This is a genomic window from Streptomyces sp. NPDC032472, from assembly GCF_040636955.1.
Lineage (GTDB): Bacteria > Actinomycetota > Actinomycetes > Streptomycetales > Streptomycetaceae > Streptomyces.
Window position 1 is genome coordinate 126,271 of record NZ_JBEZVK010000009.1, and the last position, 23,961, is coordinate 150,231.

General features: G+C 70.0%; 15 protein-coding genes. 3 read left to right on the forward strand and 12 right to left on the reverse strand.

The annotated features are described in order from the left end of the window. Window positions 1-4: 4 nt before the first annotated feature. The 7 genes from drmC to AB0F11_RS08300 all read right to left on the reverse strand — a co-directional run bounded on the left by drmC (window position 5) and on the right by AB0F11_RS08300 (window position 11,101). Complete coding sequence (gene drmC, locus AB0F11_RS08270; RefSeq protein ID WP_362169675.1) at window positions 5-766, reverse strand: DISARM system phospholipase D-like protein DrmC; 762 nt, start codon at window positions 764-766, stop codon at window positions 5-7. Continuing rightward, entirely contained in the window at window positions 763-2,673 is a 1,911-nt protein-coding gene (locus tag AB0F11_RS08275; RefSeq protein ID WP_362169677.1) for a DUF1998 domain-containing protein, read from the reverse strand. The genes drmC and AB0F11_RS08275 overlap by 4 nt, the downstream gene beginning before the upstream one ends. A 2-nt stretch (window positions 2,674-2,675) precedes the next feature. Continuing rightward, window positions 2,676-6,542, reverse strand: a complete 3,867-nt coding sequence (gene drmA / locus AB0F11_RS08280) for a DISARM system helicase DrmA (protein ID WP_362169679.1) — start codon at window positions 6,540-6,542, stop codon at window positions 2,676-2,678. Between the two features lie 121 nt (window positions 6,543-6,663). Beyond that, a complete protein-coding gene (locus tag AB0F11_RS08285) occupies window positions 6,664-8,883 on the reverse strand; it encodes a hypothetical protein (RefSeq protein WP_362169681.1) in 2,220 nt (739 codons plus the stop codon). A 156-nt stretch (window positions 8,884-9,039) separates the two neighbouring features. After that, window positions 9,040-9,876 (reverse strand): hypothetical protein, encoded by an 837-nt coding sequence (locus AB0F11_RS08290; RefSeq protein ID WP_362169683.1) that lies wholly within the window; start codon window positions 9,874-9,876, stop codon window positions 9,040-9,042. Between the two features lie 251 nt (window positions 9,877-10,127). Further along, window positions 10,128-10,331, reverse strand: coding sequence for a DUF397 domain-containing protein (locus AB0F11_RS08295; RefSeq protein ID WP_362169684.1), 204 nt, complete (start codon window positions 10,329-10,331; stop codon window positions 10,128-10,130). Beyond that, window positions 10,307-11,101 (reverse strand): helix-turn-helix transcriptional regulator, encoded by a 795-nt coding sequence (locus AB0F11_RS08300; RefSeq protein ID WP_362169686.1) that lies wholly within the window; start codon window positions 11,099-11,101, stop codon window positions 10,307-10,309. Before AB0F11_RS08300 ends, AB0F11_RS08295 begins: the two co-directional genes overlap by 25 nt. A 168-nt stretch (window positions 11,102-11,269) precedes the next feature. On the opposite strand from AB0F11_RS08300, the gene AB0F11_RS08305 reads away from it, so the two are divergent. Genes AB0F11_RS08305 through AB0F11_RS08315 form a run of 3 tightly spaced genes read left to right on the forward strand, consistent with a single transcriptional unit; the run spans window position 11,270 to window position 11,872 of the window. Further along, complete coding sequence (locus AB0F11_RS08305; RefSeq protein ID WP_362169688.1) at window positions 11,270-11,497, forward strand: hypothetical protein; 228 nt, start codon at window positions 11,270-11,272, stop codon at window positions 11,495-11,497. Next, complete coding sequence (locus AB0F11_RS08310) at window positions 11,494-11,631, forward strand: hypothetical protein (RefSeq protein ID WP_362169689.1); 138 nt, start codon at window positions 11,494-11,496, stop codon at window positions 11,629-11,631. The genes AB0F11_RS08305 and AB0F11_RS08310 overlap by 4 nt, the downstream gene beginning before the upstream one ends. Window positions 11,632-11,641: 10 nt before the next feature. Continuing rightward, window positions 11,642-11,872, forward strand: a complete 231-nt coding sequence (locus tag AB0F11_RS08315) for a hypothetical protein (RefSeq protein WP_327133903.1) — start codon at window positions 11,642-11,644, stop codon at window positions 11,870-11,872. 28 nt (window positions 11,873-11,900) lie between these two features. Here AB0F11_RS08315 and AB0F11_RS08320 read toward each other — a convergent pair whose 3' ends face one another. The 5 genes from AB0F11_RS08320 to AB0F11_RS08340 form a co-directional block, all read right to left on the reverse strand. After that, complete coding sequence (locus AB0F11_RS08320) at window positions 11,901-16,106, reverse strand: hypothetical protein (protein WP_362169690.1); 4,206 nt, start codon at window positions 16,104-16,106, stop codon at window positions 11,901-11,903. Continuing rightward, window positions 16,103-19,363, reverse strand: coding sequence for a DISARM system SNF2-like helicase DrmD (drmD, locus tag AB0F11_RS08325; RefSeq protein ID WP_362169692.1), 3,261 nt, complete (start codon window positions 19,361-19,363; stop codon window positions 16,103-16,105). Before drmD ends, AB0F11_RS08320 begins: the two co-directional genes overlap by 4 nt. 125 nt (window positions 19,364-19,488) lie before the next feature. Continuing rightward, complete coding sequence (locus AB0F11_RS08330) at window positions 19,489-20,640, reverse strand: hypothetical protein (protein ID WP_362169694.1); 1,152 nt, start codon at window positions 20,638-20,640, stop codon at window positions 19,489-19,491. After that, complete coding sequence (locus AB0F11_RS08335; protein ID WP_362169696.1) at window positions 20,637-21,137, reverse strand: DUF4365 domain-containing protein; 501 nt, start codon at window positions 21,135-21,137, stop codon at window positions 20,637-20,639. Before AB0F11_RS08335 ends, AB0F11_RS08330 begins: the two co-directional genes overlap by 4 nt. A 144-nt stretch (window positions 21,138-21,281) precedes the next feature. Further along, the gene (locus tag AB0F11_RS08340) at window positions 21,282-23,870 is read right to left on the reverse strand and encodes a DUF262 domain-containing protein (protein WP_362169698.1); all 2,589 of its coding nucleotides are present in this window, start codon (window positions 23,868-23,870) and stop codon (window positions 21,282-21,284) included. Window positions 23,871-23,961: the final 91 nt, after the last annotated feature.

Genomic DNA, 23,961 nt, shown 5'->3' on the forward strand with positions numbered 1-23,961 from the left:
GACGTCACCAGAAGCGCTGGAGGACGCCCGTGCGCTGGAGTTCCGACACGTGTTCCGCGGCCCGCGTCGGCGCGGAGCCACCTCTGATGAGCGTTCCGGCCTCGATGTTGCGGTCCACTCCCGATTGCGTGAAGTTGGCGCTGGTGGTCAGCAGCGTCCGCCGGTCGGCCACTGCAAGCTTCGCGTGCGTCTTGGCTCCGGGCTCCGCCCTCTTGTCCAGGGGCCAGTGCCACAGGCGTGCTCCCGGCACATCGGTGAACGCGCTCGCCGGCTCGTCCCCGGACAGGGCGCTGCCCGCGCCTTGCAGCGTCTCGACGACGATGTCCACGCCGACCCCCCGGACCGCGGCATCCTGCAACGCCTCTGTCAAAGGCGGGTACCGCCGTGCCGAATAGGTCATGAGGATCAGCTCTGTCCGCGCCTCGGCTATCAGCCCCAGGAGCGCCCTGTCCGTGGACCGTACGGGCACCCGGTGGGAGGAGGGGCCGCTCCACACCAGCGAGACCTCTTGTGCACGGTCACGCTGCGCGTAGCCGGCGGCCAGACCGTGCAAGCAGGCGGCGGCTTCCTCCCGGGACAGGCCGTCCGCGTCCATCGCGTCGAGCACGGAGGCCGCAGCCTCCGCGTAGGCGGAGGCCGACCTGACCGTGAGCAGCGTGGCGCGGGTCTGTCCGGCTGCTATGCCGTCGGCCAGTGCGCCCAGCGCAAGGATCCCTGCGGCCGCCTCCGCCTCCGCGGCGGCCTTGAGCAGCCGTGCCCATCTCATTTGAGGCCCTGGAGGAGCACGAGGTCCGGGTCGTCGATGGGGACTATGAACCGCCGGTCCAAGAACCGGTTGCCGCGCTCGCAGGTGGTCTCCGACACGAACAGGCATACGTGGCATGCGGCGCCGTGCAGGAAGTCCTCGTGCGGGGGCCGGGGCAGCCGGTCCGCACACAGCGGGTCGGAGGAACACCGCTCGGCATCATGGAGGGCCCGCCGGACCACCCTGCTGAACTTCTCCGGTTCTGCGAGGGCGACCAGGCCACCCAGTGTCCCTTCGGCGTCGGGGACTGCGGTGTAGATCAGGATGCCGGTACGCCGGTCGTCGTCCCGGCCGGCGTAGATACGCTCGGAGAGGCTCGCCGAGGAGTATCCGCATTCCAGCGAAATGGCCCGGATCAGCAGGTGCGACAGCGTGTGCAGCGCTATGTACCGGGCGCCAGGCCAGCCGCGCAGCGGGTCGTCGGTGTCCTCGACGCGGCCCGAGTAACGGTTGCGGCGGAACTCGACGTAGGCGTCCCGGTGCGCCGCGAGCGCCGCGGTGCCGGCCACCCGCTGCTCCCAGCCGGCCATCAGCTCGTCCGAGACCCGCAGGAAGATACCCTCGCCTCGCACCTCGCTGGCCGGCACCCAGGCGGGAACGCGGCTGCGGGAGAGAGGTGCGCGGGCCACCAGAGTGGGATCTTCGGGGTCCGGGGCGTCGAGCCGGGTGAAACCGATCAACGCCCGCACCTCCCGCAGTCGCTCAGCCTGGACGACATGGGAGAAGACCCCCTCGAGGGCCGGCGGCACAGGGACGTCGCGCAGCGCGAAGTCCTCGGTCGGTTCCGGAAGCTGCGAACTGGTGAAGATCTCCCATTCGGGCGTGAGCAGGTCCGGGTACGAGGCGGCTCCCGAGGGCTGGGGATCCGCCGTCGCGGCCCGATGCGCCTCGATGGCCTCGAACACCTCGGCCTGGCTCCACTGATGCAACGGTTTGAACTGCGGAAGCTCCCAGACCATGTCGAGGAAATCCTGCGACTTCGCCTTCTGGAGCTGCTCCCAGAGCTGTTCCACCTTGCCCTGCAGAGCGCTGCCGCTGGTCGGCGGTACCGCGAGGACGCTGAGGGTCTGCGCGAACCACTGGTTCGAGGCGCCGATGACCAGCGGCTTAGGCCGCTGCTTGCAGCCTGCGGGATCGAAGGTCGCCAGGTGGGGGTGGCGTCCCCGGCAGTGCGGCAGGGTGATCTCGCCGCGCTGCCCCATGGCGTCGCGGATGTTGCGCTCGCTGCCGCAGTTCACGCAGCGCACCTTCACGTTGGCCGCCTGGTTGCCGCCGTGGTCGAGCATCTCCAGCCGCGGGTGGCTGGCCTCCGCGCAGTTCCCGCCCCGGTGGACGAACGACGCGTACGGGAAGTCGTCCAGGTGCCCGGCCTGGCAGACCAGCACGAAGCGCGCCGCGACGGCCAGCGGTCCCTTGCCCTTGCGTTTGGCCGTGCAGTTCTCGTGGAAGAAACGCGCCTGGTCGGGCCGCCGGGGCTTGGCGTTCTCGAACTTGAAGATCTTGGAGTCGAGGCCGCCGAGGGCGTTGCACGCGGTGCAGCGCAGCCACTGGGGGAAGGGCAGGACCGGCACGCCGACACGTGATGCGGGTCCGTTGGGGTCGTTGTCCGTGCCGTCCATCCAGGGTGCCGGCCGCAGCTGGATGACCTGGGCGCCGTAGGGGTCGCCTATCAGCCCGTTGACGGCGCGCAGCAGCCGCGGCTCCTTCAGGTCCGCCCACTCGAAGGTGTCGTACTGCCAGTCGTCGATCCCCCGCACCAGGACGGCGAAGTTGGGCAGGTCGACCAGGGCGCCCACGCCGCCCGTGTACATGAGGTGGCTGGGGCGTACGGATCCGACCCGGCGCCGGTGCTGTGTCTTGTCCGTCATGCTCAAGCCTTCTTCCCCTGACGGCCGGCCTTGTCGGCTTTGCCGTCCAGCACGGCGCCCGTTTCGTCTCCCTCGGGCGAGTCCTCGCCGTCCGGGTCGGCCTGGCCCGCCCCGGCCGCGTAGCTCCACGCGGGCGCCCCGCCGACCACGTCGTAGAGACCTGCTCCGGGCACGAGCAGGTTGATCTCGTTCTCCGTCTCACGCATCGACTGGGCGACGGTGAGCTCGTCCCAGGTGGCGCCGGTGGCTTTGTTGAGCAGCCCGCTGAGCCGCTGGCCCTGCCATGCCGCCTCCTCGTATCCGAGGCGGGCGGAGCCCTGCTTCTTGTGCGCCCAGGCGTCCTTGAGGACCTCGATGCGCTCCCCGAGATACGTGCGGGCGCGCGGCCCGCCGACGGCCTCGGCGCGGGCCAGGAACCGCTCGGTGACCTGCCGCGCGACCGGGCCGTCCGGGTCTATGTCGTAGGCGTCGTGGTTGCGGGAGTGGGGCGTGGTCGCGTTGCGCACGGCGGCGATCCAGGCCGCCGCCGTCGTACGGTCCAGGGACCGGCGGGCGAACGGGGTGACGGACAGGGCTTCGACCTGACGGTAGAAGGTGGCGTGGTAGTGCCCGAAGCTCTCGAAGTGGGCCAGGTCCCGCGGCCGCGTCCAGTTGTAGAGCGCCACGACCAGTCCCGGGCGCTGGGCGTCGCGGCCCACGCGCGAGGACGCCTGGATGTACTCGGCCGTGTTCTTGGGCTGGCCCACGACCATCATGAGGCCGAAGCGTGAGACGTCGACCCCCACCTGGAGCATGGAGGTCGCGATGACCGCGTCAACGGCTCCGGTGCCCTCGTTGCGCAGTCCGAGCTTCGAGACGTCGATGCGCTGCTTGTGCTGTGCGGCCGCCCGCAGTTCGTCGGCCACCGCCTGGCGCCGCACGGTGGTGTCCATGGACTCGTCGAAGGGCACCTTCAGACGGGACAGCACCTCGGTGATGTCCGCCGAGGAGATGCGCGAGGTCAGCTCCTGGACGGACAGCATCTCCGTACGCCGCAGGAGGCGGTTCGACAGGCCCTTGCGGGTTCCGTGGATGCGTACGCGGGTGGCGATGTCGTCGTCGAGGAAGCGCCGCATACCGGCGAGTTCCCGCGTCGCGTTGAAGTAGCCGACGAGCGTCATGTACGGGTCCGCGGGCTTGCCGTGCCGGTCGAAGAGGGTCTGGCCGGCCAGGAAGAGGATCTCGGCGACCCTGATCTCGGCCTGCTTCATACGGACGCCGTGGGCGCAGATGCCCAGGTAGCGCCGCCCCGGTGCCTCCTTCGAGAGCTCAACCTGCCGGGAGAAGAAGGTGTCGCCGATGTCGATGACCTGGGGCGGGAAGATCGCCGACTTCCGCGCGAAGACGCCGTTGATCTGGTCCGCCGACCGCTTGGTCGTCGCCGTCGATGCCACGATCTTGGGGCCGACCCGGACGGTCGTGCCGTAGGCGTCCTGCACCTGCCAGCCGCACAACTCGTCGACGGCCGCCTCGAACAGGCCGACGGTCGTGCCCAGCGCGCCGGAAATCAGGTGGAGTTCGTCCTGGATGATCAGGTCCGGCGGGCGCAGCCGCGTCACCGGCTTGCTCTTCACCGCCGCGTGCTTGCCCTTGGCCTGGTGCTTGTCCCCGCACTTGGTGCGAGTGTCGAGGTCCGCGTGGCGGTACCCGTGCCGCGGGCAGAGGTCGGTGACCCGCCCGAACAGCATGCCCGCCTGGCCGCGCCAGGGCAGCTGCGCCAGCTTGTCGACGGTGGCGATCAGCAGGCTGGGAGCCAGCCGGTAGATCTCCTCGTCCACCGTCAGGATGGGCAGTCCCTCGCCCGGTGAGCGGCGCTGCGAGAACGGGCAGGCCTGCTTGCCCTCGCCGTTGGGGCAGTAGAGCAGGATGCGGCGCAGGTCCTCGTCGGCGTGCAGGTCGCGCTGGGCGCTCAGTGCGGAGCCGCACCAGGGGCAGGCCAGCGTCTGGAGGACCTTCGCGCCCTTGCCGTCCCCGTTGTCCTTAGCCTCGGCGATCTGCTTCTGAGCCTCGTCGAACCCGTTCGGGGAAACCGCGCCGCCCACCCAGAGGCCGATCCGGAAGGGGGTGGTCCCCCAGCGCACGTCGCCGCCGTCGTAGGCCTCGCGGCGCAGCACTTCGGCGGCGCAGACCAGCGCCGCCGCACGCTGGAACTGCTGGGCGGTCAGCAGCCGCAGGGTGTACCGCATCAGCACGGCGACGCCGGCCTCGCCACTGCGGGCGTCCTCCCCGGTGCCGATCGTCCCCTGGAGCCGACGGATGGCGAAGGTGAAGGCCGCGAGCCCGAGGTAGGCCTCGGTCTTGCCACCGCCGGTGGGGAAGAACAGCAGGTCGACGATGCCGTCCGGGCCCGCCTCGCGTTCCTTCAGCGTCGGGTCGGCGAGCGCCCGGAGGTTGAGGAGGACGAAGGCCAGCTGGAACGGACGCCACGACGCGGCCTCCGCCCCCTCGGCGTCGATGCGCTTCTTGGCCTCCTGGAACGTGAGGCCCTCCCGCTCCCGCAGGGCCGCGATGGCGGTGTGTCGCCGCTGGAGGGCCATCGCCCGGTTGGCGAAGCGGAACGCTTCCAGCACCTCGGGGCGTTCGGGGTTCGAGAGGGCGTCCACGCCGAGGGTGATCCGGACGGCGACGTCACGGGCCCGGCTCACCGCGTCGAGGGCACTGGTGCGCAGCGCCCCGGCCAGCTGCTCTGCCTGCGCCTCCCGCTCGTCGAGCCAGGCGCTGTAACCGTTGGCGAGCGGAGCCAGCGCGTCGCTCAGCGCGGACGGGGGGAGCACGGCGAGCTCGTCCATGGACAGCTCGATGCCGTCGAGGTGCTGCGATTCCGCCCCGGACGGGGCGATCGTGGCCGGCACGTCGTGGACCGGCAGCCAGGTGGTCGTGAGGGCGTGGGCCCTGCGCTCCCCCTTGTCGATGGTGACCGCAACGGCCACGTTTCGGCCCGCCGCGTGCTTCAGGTGGTTGCGGTAGAGCAGCGTCAGGTGCTGCTCCTCCAGGTCGGCCGCTCCGAGCGCGTCCTGGGCGGCTTTCTCTGCCTCGTCCAGCGGGTCGGAGATCGGCAGGAAGACCGGGGCCTTGCCGTCGGTGGCGGTGACGTGCAGTTCGGCCTGGAACAGCCAGGCCGCGTCCTTGGCCTGCTGGGGTTCGTCCTGCGCGTTCACGAGGGACAGTTCGACGACTCGGCTCGGCCCGGCAGCCCCCGGCCGGTTGCGCACCTCGGCGACCAGCCGGACACCGGGGGCGTCCTCCTGGTCGGCGGTGAGCGGCAGCACCTGGCGGGGCACTCCGTCGACCGGGACGGTGACGAGCTTCTCCACCTGCTCCCGGGTCCAGGTGGCACGTGCAACGCCGTCGTCACCCAGGACCTGCGCACGGTGGTACTGCCCCCAGCGGACCCGCACGGCAACCGCTGCCGCGTCGTCCGTCGCCGGGACGGCGAACATCAGGCCCATCGACGAGGCCCACATGCGCCCCGCGTTCTGGGTGGTGAGCCGCTCCGGAAGCCCCTGGTCGGTACCGTCGCCCTCGCCGTCGGAGTCGTCGAGGAGCTGCTCGTCGGCGGCGGCGAGGGTGGTGCTGAGGGCGCGCTTCGGCCCGATGCGCCCGACCAGATACCGGTCGCGGGGGCCGGCGGCCCGGTGGTCGAACTCCTCGTCCGGTCCGTCCCACGGGCCGAGCAAGTCCCGGCTGATGAGCTCGCCCAGGTCGTCCCGGATCTCGTACGAGGACGCCGGTACGAACTCCTGCGCCACCTCGCGGACCCGCTGGAGGAGGTCCTCCTCCGTCGATCCGCGCGTGCTGCCCGGGACTTCGACGGTCTTTCCCGTCGCCATCAGTGCCTCCCTCTTTCGTCCTGCGCGCGGTGCCCTCGCGAGCCCCTCCCCACAGCGCGGCCGACGCTGCCCGGACCGTGACGGCCGGTCACGAACCCGATGCTAGCGAGCGCCTTCGACATCAGAATGCCGTTACCGCACGGGACAGGGCCTGTTCGAGCAGTTCACCGATGTCCTTGTCGCCGCGCTCAGCCAGTCGCTCCAGCAAGGCGGCAGCGTCCTGGCCCGGCTCCATGCCGATGCGCCGGGCGATGACCTCGACCGCCTCCGCCGGGATCACCGCGGCCGTCCAGCCGGTGAGCCGGGCAGCCCCGCCCTCGGGGCTGAGTCCGTCTCCCGGTACGGGCAGCCGCAGCGCGTTGAGCCGGCCGTCGGTCACGTTGAGGAAGACCTGTTCGCCGACGGTCGCTCCGATGTGCTCCAGCAGCGGCTTCACCGAACCGAAGGTGGGCTGGGCTCGCCAGGTGAGTGAGGTCTCTCCGGCCTCGTGGCGCAGCGGGACCGGTTCGCGGTGGGGGGCGGCTCCGACGTGGGCGGCCCAGCCTGCGGGCACCGGGAAGCCGGAGCCGCGCAGATGGTCGCCGGTCACTTCCATCCGGTACCACCAGCGTCCGTCGGCTCCGACGAAGCAGCGTCGCGTAGCGGCGACGTCGTTGCGCGGCACGTACGGCGCGTCCTGCTCGCCCGGCTCGTCGGCGACGCGGACCCAGCCGCGGCGGGTGCGGGCGAACCCGGGTCCGCCGAGGTTGGTGCGGACCGATGCCGCCGACACGTCGAACCGGGAGCTGATGGCCTCGGCGATCGCGTTCACCTCGGCTTCCCCACCCGCGCTGGCGATCTCACGGGCGATCATCTCCCGGATGCCGAGGTACTCCTCGCCGCCCCACGCGCGCAGTCCGTACAGGTTCCGGTCGAGCCGGATGAAGCGTTCGTCGGTCCAGATCTGGTTGCGCATGCTGTTGATGGCGGTGCCGTCGGCGAGCTGCTCGTGGATGTCCTCCATGGACATCGGCGTCCCCTGCAGGCCGAGCACCGCGGCGGCCCGGTCGTTGAGCGAACGCCCCCAGTACAGCAGCCGCCCCTCCCGCACCTGGAAGCGACCGATCTCGGCCGCCCAGGCGGCGAGCACCTCGCCCCGGACTCCGTACCGCAGCCCGAGGGCCACTGCGTCGTCCCAGGCCAAGGGGGTGTCCCCGCAGGCGGCGAGCAGCTCCTCCTGCATGACCGCCCGCAGTGCGGCTGCGTCGCCCTGCACGATCCAGGTCCCGTCGAGGGTCCCTCCGGGCAGCAGCCGGGCCACGATGTCCCCGAGGGGGACGCCCACCACCTCTACGGGGCGGGCGTGGTCGGGGTGCAGGGCGTGCACCTCGGCCACCCGGCCCACGGTACCGAGCTGTTCGGCGACGGCGGCCAGGTGCCCGGCGAAGGCCCGGCCGTCCGCGTCGGCCACCATCCACTGCCTGAGGGAGTCCGCCACGGAGCGCTCCAGCTGCCGCACCCGCTCCCGGCTGACGGAGAACCGCTCGCCCAGGACCTGGAGCTTCACCGGCTCGTCGGTGAACATCCGCTGTCCGGCGATCACCAGTGCGCGCTCGTCCCAGCCGCCGACCAGTCGCTTGAAGGCGGCGAGCGGCTCTGCCATCAGCGCGGGGGCGGGCGTCGGGCTCGCATCGTCGCCGACATGCGGCTCCTCGTCGCCTTCGGCCGGGTCGCGGTCCTCGAAGTCCTCGCGGGGCGCCGGAATTTCCGCGGCCGGGGGCTGATCCTCGGCCGCCTGCTCTTCGACGGGCTCGGGTACCGACACCGGCGACGGCCCGTCCTCCGGCTCTTCCTCCACCCCCTGGAGCACGGCGAGCGCCGCACGTACCTCGGCCGGTGCGTCCGCCGGCAGCCACCGGGCGATCACGGCCACGGCATCCCGTACGCGTGCGCCCTCGCTCTCCTCCCGGGGCACGCCGCGCTGGTGCAGCCGGTCCAGGATCGAACCGAACGCCGCCGCAAGAACCCGGTCCCCGTCCACCACGCCGGGCCCTGCCTCCCGGGCGACCTGCGCCACCGTCTTCCCCGGCTCGGCCCCGGGGGTACCGAGCAGCCGCAGCACGGGGAGCACGTCCCCGAGCTCCACATGCGGCCACAGCGACCGCAACGCCTGCGCCACCTGGTGACTGAGCGCCTCGGCTCCGATGACGCGCTCGATCTCCATCAACGGGGTTGCGTGCCACCAGCCGAGAGGCAGCCGTACGTCCTCCAGCCGGGCGGCGAGCAGTTGCGGATCGGCGTAGCGCACGGCGGGCAGGAGATCGGCCAGGGAAGTGGAGGCGTACGGCGCGGCAGATGTCATGGTCGGGCGACACTCCAGAGACGGGGGCATGCGGCCACGGTCGGTGACTGACTCGCTCGACGTTACGGGCCCCCACTGACAGTCACTCCATGATCACCCTTCTCGCGCCCCCTGACCAGGGCAAAGCCCACATCTGTCGGGAGCGGGCGCAATTGCTCACGCCGCGGACCGGTCCGGCGCGGGGCCGCAGTCCCCGCACCGGGCGTCGGGAACGCGGCTGCGGAAGGCACGTTCGCAGCCGTCGCACGTGATGAGGGGTGCGGGGCGGGGGCGTTGCGGCTCGGGAGCGGACACCGGGAGGGGTGGCGGCAGGAGGGCTGTGAGCCGGTGCTCCAGGAAGCGGGGCGGGTGGTGGATGGGGACCGGTGCGGGCGGCAGGTTGGCGGTGAGGGTACGGGTGATCTGCTCGGAGGTGGCGTGCCGAGCGAGCCATTCCTCGACGGCGGGCGTCAGCCGCTGGACGTCGCGCACGGAGAGGACGAGGCGGGCGTCGACGGTCCGCAGCCGGGCCAGGAGGTCCGAGGCCGGGCCCGCGGCCGGCGGTGGGACGGGCTCGGGCTCGGGTTCGGGCGGCGCGGCTCGTTCCTGCCGAACCGGCGCGGCTGAAGGTGCTTCTGCACCACAGCCGGGCTTGTCGTAGGCGAGGGTGCGGGTCGCGAAACGGCCGCCACCGAGCGGGATCCTCCGGCGCTCCAGATATCCGGCCTGCTCAAGCTCGTTGAGGGCTCGACGGATGGTGACCTCGCCTTCGCGGAAGCGGAGGGTGAGGGCCTTGGCCGTGACGCTGACACCGTCCGGAACGGACTGGATGTACACGGCGAGCCCGATCGCGACGGCGGAGAGTTGCCGGTGCTGGGCCAGGTGGTTGCCGACAACCGTGAACCGGTCGGTGTGGCGGTGACGGAAGTGGATCACCCCGGCGCTGGGGGCGTCCGTGGGGATCGGATTCGCGGGGCGCGCGGGCGCGACCGCGTTAGACTGTGGATCAGCCATCGGGAAGCTTCGCTCTTCCGGATCGGTCAGGCCCTCGCCAGGATTGCCGTCCTGTCGGGGGCCGTCTGCATGTGTGAGGTTGTTGCGGCCGACCGTACCCCACCGGTCAGGGTGCGCGTCGCGCCCTTCACCCGATCGTGTAGCGAGGGGAGTTGGACCACCGGTTTGGTTGGGTGGGTTCTCTCCCGTTCCTTTGAAGGGCGGCGCGCCGCACCGGGGTCCAGGAATCCGCGCCCCGGCGGCGAACCGCCCTACGCCTCTCGGACGTGCTGAACGAAGGCACTCCAGGCGGCGTCCCCGAAGAGGACCACGGGACCGGCGGGCGCCTTGCTGTCGCGGACGGGCACGGCGCCGGGGATGTCGTCGGCGAACTCCAGGCAGTCACCGCCGTCGTCACTGCTGTAAGTGCTCTTGCGCCAACTGACCTTGCTCAGCGCAATGCGTGTGGTGCGCATGCTCGGTACCCCTCCATGAACTCGTGGATGGCGGTCAGCGATTCGTCCAGTGACAATGCGCTCGCCTGCAACAGATCGTAGGTGAGGGCGTACTGGGCAACCTCTTCCGTCTCCTTCACCAGTTCGCCGGTGCGGGAGCCCTCTACGTAGACCACGTCAGGCCCGCGCCTGAAGCTCATGACCGTCAGCGATCCCGCGAGCATGGGGTGGCCGCCCGCCGCGAACGGCAGCATCTGCACGACCACATGAGGTGTCTGGGCCCAGGCGATCAGGTGGGCCAATTGCTCTGCCATCACAAGCGGGCCTCCGATCGGCCGCCGCAGGACAGCCTCATCTAGGATGCACCAGAGCAGTGGCGGCTGGCTGCTGTGGAGGATCGACTGCCGCCCCAGCCGGGCACGCACCCGCTCCTCAATCCGCGCGGCAGGGTCTCGGGGGTTTCCGATGCGCATCTGCGCCCGGGCGTACGCTTCTGTCTGCAGCAGGCCAGGCACAGTCTGCGACAGGAACTTCAGCATCTTGACGGCCTTGGGCTCAAGATCCATGAATCTGCGCGCGTATTGCGGGTGCGGCGTCGGCTTGACGTGACTCCACAGGTCGATCAAGTCGCCGTCTGCGTCGAGCAACTCGTCCAAGCGGCCGTTGACATCCTCCGGAGGCACCTCGTTGCCCAGCTCGAACTGAGCGATCCTGCTGTGCGCGATCGGAAGCTTCTCGCCCAACTGCTTCTGGGTGAGCCCAGCGCGGATGCGGAGCTTGCGCAGCTTCACGCCGTAGAGCGCAGCCAGGGATGTACTCGGGTCGAGTTCTTTCGGTGCGGGCACTTGCGACTCCCGTTTTCGTTCCGATGCTCCGAAAACCGTTACCCCTGGTGAGCGTAGCGCTACGCCTCCATGCTCATCACGGAAAGACAGTGATCGGCAAGGAGGACGGCGGACATGGATGCGGGCAAGCGCGGGCGCGCGACTGAGAAGGCGCGGGAGGCGGAGGCGGCACGGGACGAGCTGCGCGAGGCGTTGGCGGGGGTGGATGTCGTGCTGCCGTCGCTCGGTGGCGATCTGGTGTCCCTGACGAGCGAGTACCTGTCGCCGCTGGTGGAACTCGGATGCTGCCGGGCCGATGTGGCGTGGAAGTTGGCAGCAGCCCTGAGGAAGTGCGCCCAGTGACTGAGGAGTCGGCACCCGATCCGGAGGAGCAGGCCGACTCGGGCGAAGACGTCGCGACCGACGCCGTACGCCGCGAGGCACTACTGGCCAAGGTCCGCGAGGCCAACAAGCGAAGCCTTGCGCCTCGGCGGTAGGGGGCTGGGCATGCAGCGCGTGATGCAGACCTTAGAGGTCATGCCCGATGGGGTGCGGCGAGGGGATGTGATCGCCGTGGGCGGCATCCCGCACCGGGTGCGGGATGTAAGGGAGTTGCGGGGGCGGCGGAAACGGCTGGAGTTCGAGGACGGGAACGTCTTCGTTCTGGGCCCGTGGGTCGCGATCAAGGTTTCCCGCGATCGGAACGCCGGCGGCGGACCGGTACGCCACTGGCGCTGACCGGCCCACCGCTCCCCCGTCCTCACACTCAGAACAGGCTCGGCGGCTCCTCCTCCGGAGGCTTCGACTTCCGCTGAGCGGGGGCCGCCTTCTTCTTGGCGCCCTTCTTGTCATGCAGACCGGCGGCGACTTCGGCCGCGTAACGCCGCTGGTTCTCTTCAAGCAGCCGGTCAAGAATCTCCTGCCGGACCACCGGCCCGACGGTGTAGCGGGGCCCCTGCCGGGTGTCGTGGAACCCGTGGTCGAGGCCGCCGGGCTGACTCAGGAGGTCGTCCCAGCCGTAGGCGCGTGCGACCTCCTCGTCGATGGCACGGTGAATCTCGCGCATTTCGGCAATGTCCGAGTCTGTGCAGGCTTCGTCGTGGACGAGGTTGTAGGTGGCCGTCAAGCCGCCTCGGTCAAGCATGATCTCCCGACGTCGGATGTCAAGCCGGTAGCCAATGCCCCTGAGCTCGCTACTCATTTCCGGCCGCGGGAAGGTCTCAAATACGTCGGATGGCGTGTAGCGCAAGTCTCCCTTCATAGTGGAAGCTCGACTTATGGCCCACCAATAGTGGGGTGCGCTACTCAGAAGTGCCAATGCTCCGACATCGTCAGTGGCGAACACGCCAAGCATATGGGAAAAGACCTGCCCCGTAGGGACCATGACAGGCATGACAACCTTGCTAACCAAGGTGATTGCAAGCACCTGATCCATGCCTCGGATCGCTTCGTGTAGCTCACCCCGAGGTCGCCAGTACAGCCACCAGCGGTCCATGAGGCCGGCATAGGTTCGAGGGTCCTTCCCGCTACGCTCGGGCTTCACCCGCTGTAGAACCTGCTTATACGCCTCCGGATATAGCTTCGCGCGCTCCTCGCTCCAATCGTGGAAGTTGATCACCCACCGGCTTGCAGAGCCGTCCGGGCTGGAGTTGAGGTCATGTCCATTGAGGTAGGGAAACAGCACGTCACGGTATCGCTCATCCTTTGCGATCAACCCCTGAGCCGCGTCCGGTTCCACCATGAAACCAAGCCCAAGAACGTAGGACCCAATGAACGCGACCCCTGAACTCCCTATCAGCCGCTTGGCTGACCCTGCTACCCGAGAAGCAGAGTCCAACGATGAGTTAATTCCCCTCACCGGCACACCGTCAGCTACTCGTGGCGCACCGTCCGCAACCGGAGCTTGACTCGTCCAGACCGCACAGTATTCAAGTACAGCACTACGCGAAGGCCAAGGAGCACTTTTCACGGTCTGTCGAATCTCCGTGCCGCCAGCGACCAGCTGATCGAGACCCACCTCGCGAGAGTCCCCTTGAGCAAGGGTATTCGTAGCGATCACACCTGTCTGGCCCGTGGCATTCAACAAATCGTGCGCACGCAGAAGAAAATACGCCACCAGGTCGGCGTTGCCCCGAGCTCCTCTTCCCAACCCGTTAACTAGGTACTCACGGTAAGCAACCCCAAAGGGACCGGTTAGCTTCTTGCCCCCGAGGAACGGTGGATTACCCACCACCGCGTCAAACCCGCCCCGCTCGTCCCAGACCTCCGGGAACACCAGCGGCAAATGCACCGGCTCGCGCTCGAACGCCCCCGCCGGCTTCCCGGTGGCCAGCCACCCCCGCGCCAGCGTCTCGGCCCGCCGCAGCTCAGCAGCCGCCAGCTCCTCGTCGTCCGCCGCATCGGACACCGCGTGCGCTGCCGTCACTGCCGCGAACGACAGTTGGTCCTGATCCTTCTCGGCCCGCCCCGCACCTGCCAGCGCCGCTCCCACAACCAAGTCAGCGAAGACGCTCGCCTGGCGGGTCTTCTCCCTCACGGAGGCCAGCATGGCGCGCTTCAGCTCCAGCTCCTCCAGCCCCGTGCCCGGGATGCCGGCCAGCTTGCGGCGCTCCTCCGCGACTTCCGCGATGATCTGCCGGACACCACCCGTGAAGTCGATGCCGCCCCCGTGAATCCGACGCCCCCGCACCGGATCCAGGTGCATCGCCTCCAGTTGCTCCACCGACGTGATGCCCAGCAGCGAGTCCCCCGCCACCAGGCGGTCGTCCAGGAACGTGAACGGTCGGTCCCGGTCCATTGAGACCAGCCACAGCGACAGCTTCGCCATCTCCACGGCCATCGGGTTGATGTCCACGCCGTACAGGCAGTGCTCGATGATCTGCCGACGCGCCTCCACCATCACCGGCTCGGCCTCGGCCTCCACCGCCGACGCCGACAGCGAGTCCGCCGCCGCCACATACTTCACCGCCCGCGCGTCGCCCTCCCGGCTCCACGCCTCCACCAGCGCGCCCGCCAGGTAACGGCAGGCCGCCACCAGGAACGCCGCCGAGCCCATCGCGATGTCCGCGACCTTCAGCTTCAGGATCTCGTCCGCCGTCTTGGGGCGCCACTGGGTGCGGTCCGCCGTCTGGAGCGGGCCGTACTCGTAGACCAGAGGCTCCAGCGCGCCGTCCGCGACCTGCTGGGCCAGGGACTTCGGGGTGTAGTGCGTCCCGGTGTTCTTCCGGAGCGAGGACTCCGTGACGTACAGCCCGCCCGCGCCGATCACGACCGGCAGGTCACGCAGGTCACGGCGGATAAGGCGGTAGAACGGCAGAAGCCGCTCGGTCAGTTCGGCATCGCTGCCCGTCGCCGCCAGCAGCTTGCTCCGCGCCGCAGCGCGCTCCACATCACTCAGCGGCTCCAGCAGCTTCGTCACCTTGGCCGGACTGCCCAGTCCCGTCGTCTTGTTGTACTCCTCCGCCAGCGCCGCGCCCAGCCCCTCGCCCTCCGTACGGGCCAGCGCCTCCAGCCGGGTCAGCAGCACCTCCGCCTCCAGGCCCGCCTTGCCGACGAGGCCCACGATGGTGTCCTCCGCCCGGCGGCCCTGGTAGGACAGAAGACCCTCGTACACGTAACCGATCTGCTCGACGTCCAGCGTCCGGAAGGTCAGCCGGCGGCGTTCCCGCTTCTTGCCCGTGCCGATCCAGACGTGCTGCACCGACTGGAGCATGTGCAGGACGGTCCGGTCGTCGATCGGCAGCGGGTCCGTCGGGTCGCCCTCAGCCGTGCCCCGGCCCTCCAGCCACGGGAAGGCGTTCGGGTCGAAGATCGAGCCGTCGTACGCGTGCATCCGCAGCGCCGGGTGGTCCACTCCCCCGTACACCGCGTTGAAGAGCGCGATGAGCCGGTGCCAGCCCACCCCGGTCTGCTCCAGGTCGTCCTCGGTGGTCTCCCGGGCCCGGTCCTCCAGCTCCTGGCACAGCCGCCCCGCCGAATATGCCTGCACGTACAGCTCGTTGTCGCTCGGCAGCAGCCCGCGCTCCTCGGCGAAGAGGAGGAAGACGACCCGCATCATGACGGCGACGGCGCCCCGGTAGACGTCCTGGGCCGGTACGTCAACGAGGCCCTTGCCGCCCCGCGCGCGCTCGGCGACGTCGGCGCGGCCGATGGCCTCCACCAGCAGTTCGACGGCCTGGCGGACCTGTACGCCGAGGGCGTCGGTGACATCCTCCTGGCTGTCCAGGGACTCCTTGAGCAGCGGCAGCAGCGTCTCGGCGTCCTCGACGGCGAAGAACCGGCGACGGCTGAGCAGCGACAGGAAGGCGCGTACGACGACCCGCTCGACCGGCTCGGTCCAGGCGACCGTGTCGAAGAGCGCCGACGTGGTGACACCGCCGCGCGGCGCCCACACCAGGGTCCACCAGCGGCCGTCCGTCACCAGACCGAGCTCCACCCCGTGGTGGCGGCACAGGTGGGCCATGCGGTCGACGGGGGTCGCCGCCCAGGCCGAGCCGGGGACGCGCTGGGACGGGTGCCGGCCCGCGGGGACGGTCATGCCGAGGATCGCGCAGTCCGCGACCAGACCGGCCGTGTCCTCGGCGGTGCTGCCCGGTTCGAGTAGGGCGAAGGTGGGGGCGATCCGCTCGTCGTGCTCGGGGACGTCCACGGCAAGCGCCTCGGACAGCTCCGTGCCCTCGCGCATCGCGTCGCCCCAGCCCAGGAGCTCGTTCAGGACGAAGTCCGTCCAGGCCTTCTGCCCGGCCGCCGGGTCGGACTGCCAAACGCCGTGCTCGTAGCGAAGCCGGGCCCGCAGCGGCTTGTCGATGGAGTCGAGCTGCGGCCAGGTCTTGAGCAGGACGGGCAGGGTCAGGAAGGGGCCGGATACGTCGACCAGGCTGAGCCAGTCCAGGTGGTCCTGTCGGCCGTCGGGGGCGGGGGCTCCGCTCCGGGTCCGTCCGCGGCCGATGTTCGTACGGTGGGTGGTGCTCACTTCACGGCCTCCCGGCGGGGAACGACGAAGACGACGGCGACGGGGAACAGCAGGGCCTTGGGCCGGTCGTACCGGGCGGCGATGGCGGCGAGCTCGCGCTGCTTCTCGCTCTCCAGGGCGTCCCGGCGCTGTTCCCAGTTCTCCCGGTCCCGACGCTGCTGCTCGACCTCGTCGAAGGCCAGCTCCAGCTGGCCTTCCTCCTCCTGCTCCGCGGGGTTGCCGATGGCCCGGCGCAGGGATTCGCGGAAGCGGTCGATCTGGGCGGTGATCCGCTCGGCCTCGTCGCGGCGGCGGGTCTCCAGGCGGGTCTCCAGTGCGGTCTGGCGATTGCGGGCCCGCCACTCCAGCGCCGAGACCAGGCCCTCGCTGACGTGCGGCCAGGCATCGGCAAGCTTGCCGCGCAGGAGCGGGGCGGCCTGGGTGGCGTGGTCGGCGAAGGCGTCGTCGAGGATCTCGCGGACCGTGGTGACCTTCTCCAGGCGGCTGAAGCGAGGCTGGCCGGTGCCCTCCGCCGCGCGGAGCCAACCGCCGGCCTGGAGGACCTCCTCGTGCAGCCGCACGCCGTCGGCGCCCACGAGGACGAAGCGGGCGAAGCCGCCGACGAGGGTGGTCTCCAGCTCCGGGTGGTCGCTGATCACGGCACTGACGCGGGCCAGGCCCGTCTGTTCCTTGTTCCACACGGCGGCGCGCAGCAGCCGGGTGGACATGGCGACGAGTGGGTGACCGAGGTGGGCGAGGACGACGTCGTCGCGTTCCTTGCCGTCGCGGTCCTTGAGGCCCGCCGCCGCGAAGGTGATCGGGCGCTGGATCTCGGGGCGCAGCTTGTCGGCGAGGCCGTGGGCGGCCCGCTCCCAGGAACCGGTGAGGGTGGGGACCTCGTAGAAGCCCTCGGCCCCGTCCTTGTCGTCGAGGACGGGCCGGATGTCCTGCTGACGGGCGAGCGGCAGCGCGGTGGAGACCACGCGGGCGACCCGTTCGGGGGTGATGCCGAGAGTGGCCACCGCGCCCGCGACCTGCTCGCTCAGGCGCTGGGCCTGTGCCTGGGCGTCGCGCTCGGCGGCGACGTTCCCGCCGTTCTTCCTGGCCTTGCGGCCGGCGTAGACCTCGGCGCGCTCCACGTCGAAATCGGTGCCGAGGTCGCCGGTCATCCGGCGCTGTACGGCGTCGGCGAGGACGGCGTTCACCTTGCCGAGGTCCTCTTCCATTCGGGCGACCTTGACCGCCACGCGGGCCAGGAATTCGAGGTCGGCCTCGTAGGTGTCGGTGCTCTTCTCGTAGCCGCTGCCGACGAAGTGCACGACCTCGGGGGCGGTGCGCTGGCCGTAGCGGTCGATGCGGCCGATGCGCTGTTCGAGCTTGTTGGGGTTGAAGGGGATGTCGTAGTTGACCAGCCGGTGGCAGTGCCGCTGGAGGTCGATGCCCTCGCTGGCCGCGTCGGTGGCCAGCAGGATGCGTACGGGGTTCTCGGTGGGATCGGCCTGGAACGCGAGGCGCAGATCTTCCCGATCCCTGGCGTTCAGACCGCCGTGCAGGAGGGCGACGCGGTCGCCGCCGAGTCCGTGGTCGCGCAGCAGGTTCTGGAGCCAGATCTGGGTGTCGCGGTACTCGGTGAAGACGACCACGCGCTCGTTGAGCCAGTGACCGCCCTCGGCCAGGCAGTTGGCCTTGAGGTAGGTGATGAGTTCGCGGGCCTTGGAGTCGGCCTGCGCCTGGTGGCGCTGGGCCCAGTCGCGCATCTGCTCCAGCAGGGCGGACTCGTCGCCGTCCGTGCTGGGCTGGAGGGTGGTGGCTCGGGCGATGGCGTCGTCCTCGGCCTCGGCGAGGGGTTCGTCGTCGTAGTCTGCGTAGTCGTCGAAGAAGGTCTCCTGCCAGTCCTCGACCTCTTCGGCCGCCTGCTGCTTCTTGGTCCGCAGGGTCTCCAGGTAGACCTCGATGGTGCGGGCGAAGGCGTCGGGCGAGGAGAACAGCCGCTTCTTGAGCAGCAGGGTGACCAGGTCGGCCGCCTTGCGGCCGCCCTTGAACCGGGTGCCGAGCTTGGCCCGGCGGAGCTGGGCGTACTCCTTGAGCAGGGCGTGGATGCGGCGCTCGTCCTCGGTGTACTCGACGGGCAGCGAGGTGGTGCGGCGCTCCAGGAAGCGCCGCTCGCCGGTCTCCGGGTCGCGGATGTCGGTCTTGAGGCGGCGGACGACGGTGTCCTCGACGGCCTGCGGATCCGGCTCGACGCCGCGTGCGAAGCGCTGGTTGTCGATGATCTCCAGGAGGGCCGTGTACGACTGCTGGTAGCCGTTGTGCGGGGTGGCCGACAGGAACAGCCGGTGCTCGAAGTGCGGGGCGAGCCGGCGGATCAGCTTCGTCTGCTGGGAGTCGACGGGGTAGTACTGCTTGGGCGCTGACGGCGCCACGTGGTGGGCCTCGTCGAGGATGAGCAGGTCGAAGGCCCGCTTGCCGGGGACGATCGCCTCGGCGTCCTGGGCGGGCAGCACCTCGGCGAGCAGCCGCTGGGCCTTCGGGCCGCGCAGCCAGGGCAGGCTCACGATGCTGCGCGGATGGATGTTGAAGGGGTTCGCGGCGCTGCCGTGGCTGCGGCGGACCTCGGCGGCCCGCTCGGAGTCGATGATCGTGAAGTCGAGGCCGAACTTCTCGGACATCTCGTCGCGCCATTTCACGGTGAGGCCGGCCGGGCAGACGATCATGATCTTGTGGGCGCGGTTGCGGAGGATCAGCTCCAGCGCGACCAGGCCCGCCTCGATGGTCTTGCCGAGGCCGACGTCGTCCGCGAGGAGCAGGTTCACACGGGGCGCGGCCACGGCCCGGGAGACGGGTTCGAGCTGGTACGGCTCGACGGCGACGCCGGAGCGGAAGGGCGCCTGGAGGGTGCGTACGTCGGCCGAGGTGACTGCGGACCACCTGACGGCGTCCAGGAAGGCGGCCAGGCGCTCCGGCGGGTCGAAGTGGTGCGCGGTGACCTCGGGGAGGGAGCCGGCGGGGAGTCGGCGGCGGCCCGGTTCGATCTCCCAGATGACCGTGAGGGTGTCGTTGTAGCGGCCGTCCTCGACGCTGTTGAGCGTGACGAGGGTACCGGGCGCGCTGATCGCCGGGGATCCCGTGCCGTGATCGACATCGGCCACGACCCAGCGCTGCCCGCGCACCTCGACGAGATCGCTGATCTCGGGGACGGCAGTGTGGTCCTGCGCGGCGGCACGGCGGCGTACCGCCCGCTGCGCCACACCCGCCAGGTCGGTGGTCGGCGTCGTCATCGGGTCTCCGCCCCTCCATACCGCCCCGCCAGGGCGATTCACGTCAAACACAGTCATTCAAACACGTACGAAAGGCCGCCCTGCCATGCTCGTGGAACTTCGGTGCACCGGCTGCGGCCTGGCCGTTACAGCACGTCGAAGGCGGTGACGCGGGTCAGCTCGTAATAGGTGCCCCGGCGCGCGAGATCGCCTTCGATCTTGAGGGTCCTCCCCTGTGCATGCGCATCGGTGGCACGGGTGTACTCGTCCTCAGCCAAGGTCACATGGATCTGGCGCTTCGGGCCGATCTTCCCCGCCACACCGAGTACGACCGCCTCCACCGTCACCTCGCCGGGACCGAACTCCGCGGCGCGCTTGAGTTTGGTCGAGCGGCCGATCACGGTTACGCCGGGCTCCGGCTCCTGCTGGCGCAGGTCCTGCGCCCCTTCGCGGAGGACATGGACCAGGCGGGGAGTGAACGCAGCCACGGTTTCCATGGGCGGTACGCGCCACCTCGGCGACCATGCGAAGTCGATCGAGAAGGCATGCACGGTGCTCGTGGCCCGGCCGTCGTGCCCGCCGAGGCCCGCGAGCGCCTCACACAGGTCCGCGGAGACGCCGTCGACGACGGCATCCGCGAAGGGCGCCGAGTCATCTGCATCCATCGCGTACTCGGCCGCTGTGCGGGCCGCCGCCACTGCCTGGTACATCCTGCGCGAGACGCTCCGTGCGAAGGGCTCCGGGTCGTCGCCGAAGAGCGACGGCTGTACGTTCCGCTCCGGCAGCGGCACCTGCACGCTCAGGATGTAGCTGCCCGCCGCGGTGGGTCCGAAGCGGGCACTGTCCACGAAGTCGCGTGCCGCGCGAGGCTTCCGGCGCGGTTGGACGAGCCTTGGCTCGATGGTGTGGCAGGCCGCCGCCATCAGCAGGTCCCGGGCACTGGTCACGGCGAGCACTCCCGCCTGAACCGGGATCGTGCCGGACGGTGTGCCGGGCATGGTCCTGATGTATTGGACATCGAGACCGGTCGCCCGCAGATCCTGGAGAACGGCCGTCGGCGGCCGAGCCTCCAGCTCGGCGAGCGCGCCGACGAGATCCGCCATACGGTCCGTGAAGTCCGCCAGATCGGTGTCCATGGGCAGCAGCAGTCGCCGCGCCCGCCCGGCCCAGTCCCTTTCCCAGCGGCGGCTGTAGCGGACCTGGCCTGCCTCCTGCCAACCTCTGCTGCGGAGGTAGTACGCGACGTCTTGCGGTCGCAGCCGCTCCAGCTCGTCCTCGGGTACGCCGATCGCGGTCATGGTGCGGGCACCTCCTCACACGCCCGGGAAAAGAACTCGTGCAGAGCGTCGACCGTGAGCAGATTGTCGCGCGGAACAGTGACAGTGACGCTGTCCCGGCCGGCCTGTGCGGGGACGTGGTGTTCGAGCGAGACCCAGTACGCGCAGCGGCGCAGGACGAGGGCGTTCTCATCCGTGTGGATGTAGTCCGCCGGGTCCGTGGGCACCAGCACGACAACCAGGTAGACGGGCACCTGCCGCTTGCCGCGGAGGCGCTTGAACTGCGCGACCGAGAGCGTGACCTTGAACCCGGTGTCGGTGTCCTCGAGGCCCTCGACCCGGCGCGTCTTCACCTGGAGCGCGATCTGGACATCGAGCTCGGGCTCCTCGTGGTCCCGGCCCAGGATCAGGTCCTTGCCGATGTCCGGATAGGGCACAGCCACCTGGAATCCGGCCGCCGCGGCGATCGCGGCCACGAAGGTCTCTCCGTACCAGCCCTGGTGGTTGTTGAGCTCCATGCGCCCCCGTGCTCCGGTCGCAGGCCACCCGCCACGCACCCACGTCCGGAGTGACACCGATCACTGCCCGGGCAGGTTACCCGAGCAGTGATCTTCCGGTAAGGGCCGGAACCGGCCAGCTGAGCACGTCCGTCCGCCGCAGTGTCAGAACACCGCCGAGGCGTCATCGTCGATCGGGCGCCGGGCTTCTGCCAAAGCGACCTCGTGGATGAACCACTCCAGTACCGAACGGATCTCTTCGGGGTGCGCGGCGAAGACCTCCAGCGGGAAGGAGGGACGCAGATCGAGCTTGGCCTCGGCGAGGTCGATACCGTCGATGGCGTTGAACCGTTCCATCAGGGCGCGGCGCAGCGGCTCGTCGTCGAACGGCGGGCGTCGCTTGAGGTACTGGAAGACGACCTCCGCCGTCCCGGTCACCGGGTAGATGCCGATCGGCCACAGAGCACGCGGCGAGCCCGGCCCGCCCGTGTCAACGGTCGGGAAGCAGCTGGTCTCGTTCGCCTTGCCGTAGACCCGGTGGCCGCCCTGCTCCTCCCAGAAGCGGAGTGCTGCCAGGACGCCTTCGGCGACGGCCGGCGTCTGGTTCGCATGCAGCAGCGTTTCGAAGCGGGTGCCGGCCTCGTCGCCGCCGGTCTGCGATACGGCCGACGCCGCCGGGGTCTCCTCCGGCAGCTCCCTGCCCACCAGGACGGCCAGGTCGGTGCTGCTCAACCGATGGGCCTTGGAGGCGCGGCCGTTTCCGTCGAAGGGCACGCCCTCGGCCTCCAGGACGGCCTTGGGATCCCCGCCGTGGCGGTCGTCGGTCCACCGGAATCCGCCCGCGATGCGGCCGTCGGCGGTCAGCACGCGGTAGGCGCAGTGCAGTCCCGGCCTGGCCGCCACGTGGTTGCCCACCGCAATGGCACTGGTACCGATGAGTGCGGCCAGTTCACCGTACGAGGTCCAGGTCCCGGCCGGCACGGCGAGCAGGATCTCCCGCAACTCCCGCCAGCCCGCCCACTCGTCGTCCGACTGCACGACTCCCTCCAAAGGCCCGGGCCACAGCCTCACGGCCCGGTCGGCCAGGTCCTCGGCCCTGGCGAGGATCTCCCTGCGGCCCCAGCGCTCCTGTGCGGCGATCTCCTGGTTCATCCGCAGCGCACTGGAGTCGAGCAGCTCCTGCTTGCGGTGGAAGGGGTGGTTGGAGAGCCGTGCGTTCTCACCCGAGAGAGTGAGGTTTCCGAGGGTGTGCACGAGCAGGTTGTGGATCTCCTGGGGGCTCTCGCCGTCTGCGGCCTCCTCGGCCAGCAGGTCGAACCACTGCTGGGCCGGGCTCTGGGGCAGGACGTGTTCGACGGTGAGCGGCGCCTTGTCGTAGTCGACGGGCTCGCTCGAACCGTAGCTCTCCTCCAGTCTGCGCAGGATCTGGAAGCGCTGGTTGCTGCGTCCGGTCTTGTAGAAGGGGCGGGTGCGGACGGCTTCGCGGACCGCGTCGTCGCCCGGCCATACACGGGCGCCCGTACGGGGGCGCGAAAGGAACCGGCGTACCGCCTCCGCCGGGGAGCCGTCCTTGTCCAGTTCCTTGGGGAGTTCCATGAACACCCGGTTGCTGCCCGTCGTGGACAGGCCCGCGAAGAGGCGCCGCACCATGTAGCTCTCCGCGAAGGCGAGCGCGTCCGCCGCCTCCGAGGCCGTGGTCCGGCCCTCGTCCACGAGGTCCAGGAGGTGCAGGGCCAGCGGGTAGTGCGTCTGGCCGCCCCAACGCGACAGGCGCTCCAGTACCGCCCGCAGCCCGGGATCGCCTTCCCTCTCGGGCTCCAGGATCCGCATGAGACGGTCGGCACGCCGGGAGAACCGGGCAATCTCGGCTTCCAGCGCCGCCTCGTCCCCGCTCAGCGGCTCCAGGCGCTTCTTCTGATCCCGGTAGATCTCGCTCTGCCGGGCCCGGCTGTTCCCTCCGACGACGAGGTCCAGCCACACCAGCAGCTCCAGATGGGCGGGGCCGAGCAGCTCCTGCATGGGGAGCCACCGCTTGCGGTAGACGTCCTCGCCCCTGCTCGGCAGACACATGAAGAGGTAGTTGCGCAGCAGGTCGCTCTGGCTGAGCCCCACGCCGGTGTTGTTGATGGACTCGAAGATGCGATAGACGTTGTCACCCTCGGCGGCGGTGATCGCCACGATCGAGAGGCAGTCGCCGAGGACGGACTCGACCGCGTCCACCCAGGCCTCACCACCACTCTCGGCACCGTCGGCCAGGGCAGCGACGAAGAAGCGGTAGGCAGCGCCCACGTTTCCGGCGCCGCCGGCCTTCGGGAGGCTGTCCACGCAGGCCGTGTACGCCTCACGGTCCGCCTGCGTCGGCAGCAGCCGATATCCGTCGTATCCGTCCTGATACGTGTTGACCAGGATGAGGTCGTTGATCCGGGCAGCCTTTTTCGCCGAGCCCCGGTCCCGGTGGTGGTCCCGCAGAGCCGTGAACGCGAGCATCAGGGTGGTCATCCGCTGCTGACCGTCGACGACGAGCCAGCGCTGCATCCCGCCGGCGACGACGCGCTCGGGCGCCAGCACGACCGAACCGAGGAAGTGGACCGAGCCGGGCCGCCCATCCTGCCGGTCCTCGACCAGCTCCTGCACGTCGTCCCACAACTGGCGCAGCTCGTCGCGCTGCCAGCTGTAGGTGCGCTGGTAGAGCGGCACCTGGAACTGCTGCTCCCCCTGGACCAGCTTGCTGAATGTGGTCTCCTGAGCGTGCATGACCGTCCTCTCCCCCAACCCCTCGACTTCGACCAGCCATTGTCGCCCCGTACCGTACGGTGATCAGTCGAAACGTCGGCATACGCACGAC

Bases quoted from the DNA above. Each gene is read 5' to 3' on its own strand.
- drmC (WP_362169675.1), bottom strand. From the start codon at position 766: ATGAGATGGGCACGGCTGCTCAAGGCCGCCGCGGAGGCGGAGGCGGCC.
- AB0F11_RS08275 (WP_362169677.1), bottom strand. From the start codon at position 2,673: ATGACGGACAAGACACAGCACCGGCGCCGGGTCGGATCCGTACGCCCC.
- drmA (WP_362169679.1), bottom strand. From the start codon at position 6,542: ATGGCGACGGGAAAGACCGTCGAAGTCCCGGGCAGCACGCGCGGATCG.
- AB0F11_RS08285 (WP_362169681.1), bottom strand. From the start codon at position 8,883: ATGACATCTGCCGCGCCGTACGCCTCCACTTCCCTGGCCGATCTCCTG.
- AB0F11_RS08290 (WP_362169683.1), bottom strand. From the start codon at position 9,876: ATGGCTGATCCACAGTCTAACGCGGTCGCGCCCGCGCGCCCCGCGAAT.
- AB0F11_RS08295 (WP_362169684.1), bottom strand. From the start codon at position 10,331: ATGCGCACCACACGCATTGCGCTGAGCAAGGTCAGTTGGCGCAAGAGC.
- AB0F11_RS08305 (WP_362169688.1), top strand. From the start codon at position 11,270: ATGGATGCGGGCAAGCGCGGGCGCGCGACTGAGAAGGCGCGGGAGGCG.
- AB0F11_RS08315 (WP_327133903.1), top strand. From the start codon at position 11,642: ATGCAGCGCGTGATGCAGACCTTAGAGGTCATGCCCGATGGGGTGCGG.
- drmD (WP_362169692.1), bottom strand. From the start codon at position 19,363: ATGACGACGCCGACCACCGACCTGGCGGGTGTGGCGCAGCGGGCGGTA.
- AB0F11_RS08330 (WP_362169694.1), bottom strand. From the start codon at position 20,640: ATGACCGCGATCGGCGTACCCGAGGACGAGCTGGAGCGGCTGCGACCG.
- AB0F11_RS08335 (WP_362169696.1), bottom strand. From the start codon at position 21,137: ATGGAGCTCAACAACCACCAGGGCTGGTACGGAGAGACCTTCGTGGCC.
- AB0F11_RS08340 (WP_362169698.1), bottom strand. From the start codon at position 23,870: ATGCACGCTCAGGAGACCACATTCAGCAAGCTGGTCCAGGGGGAGCAG.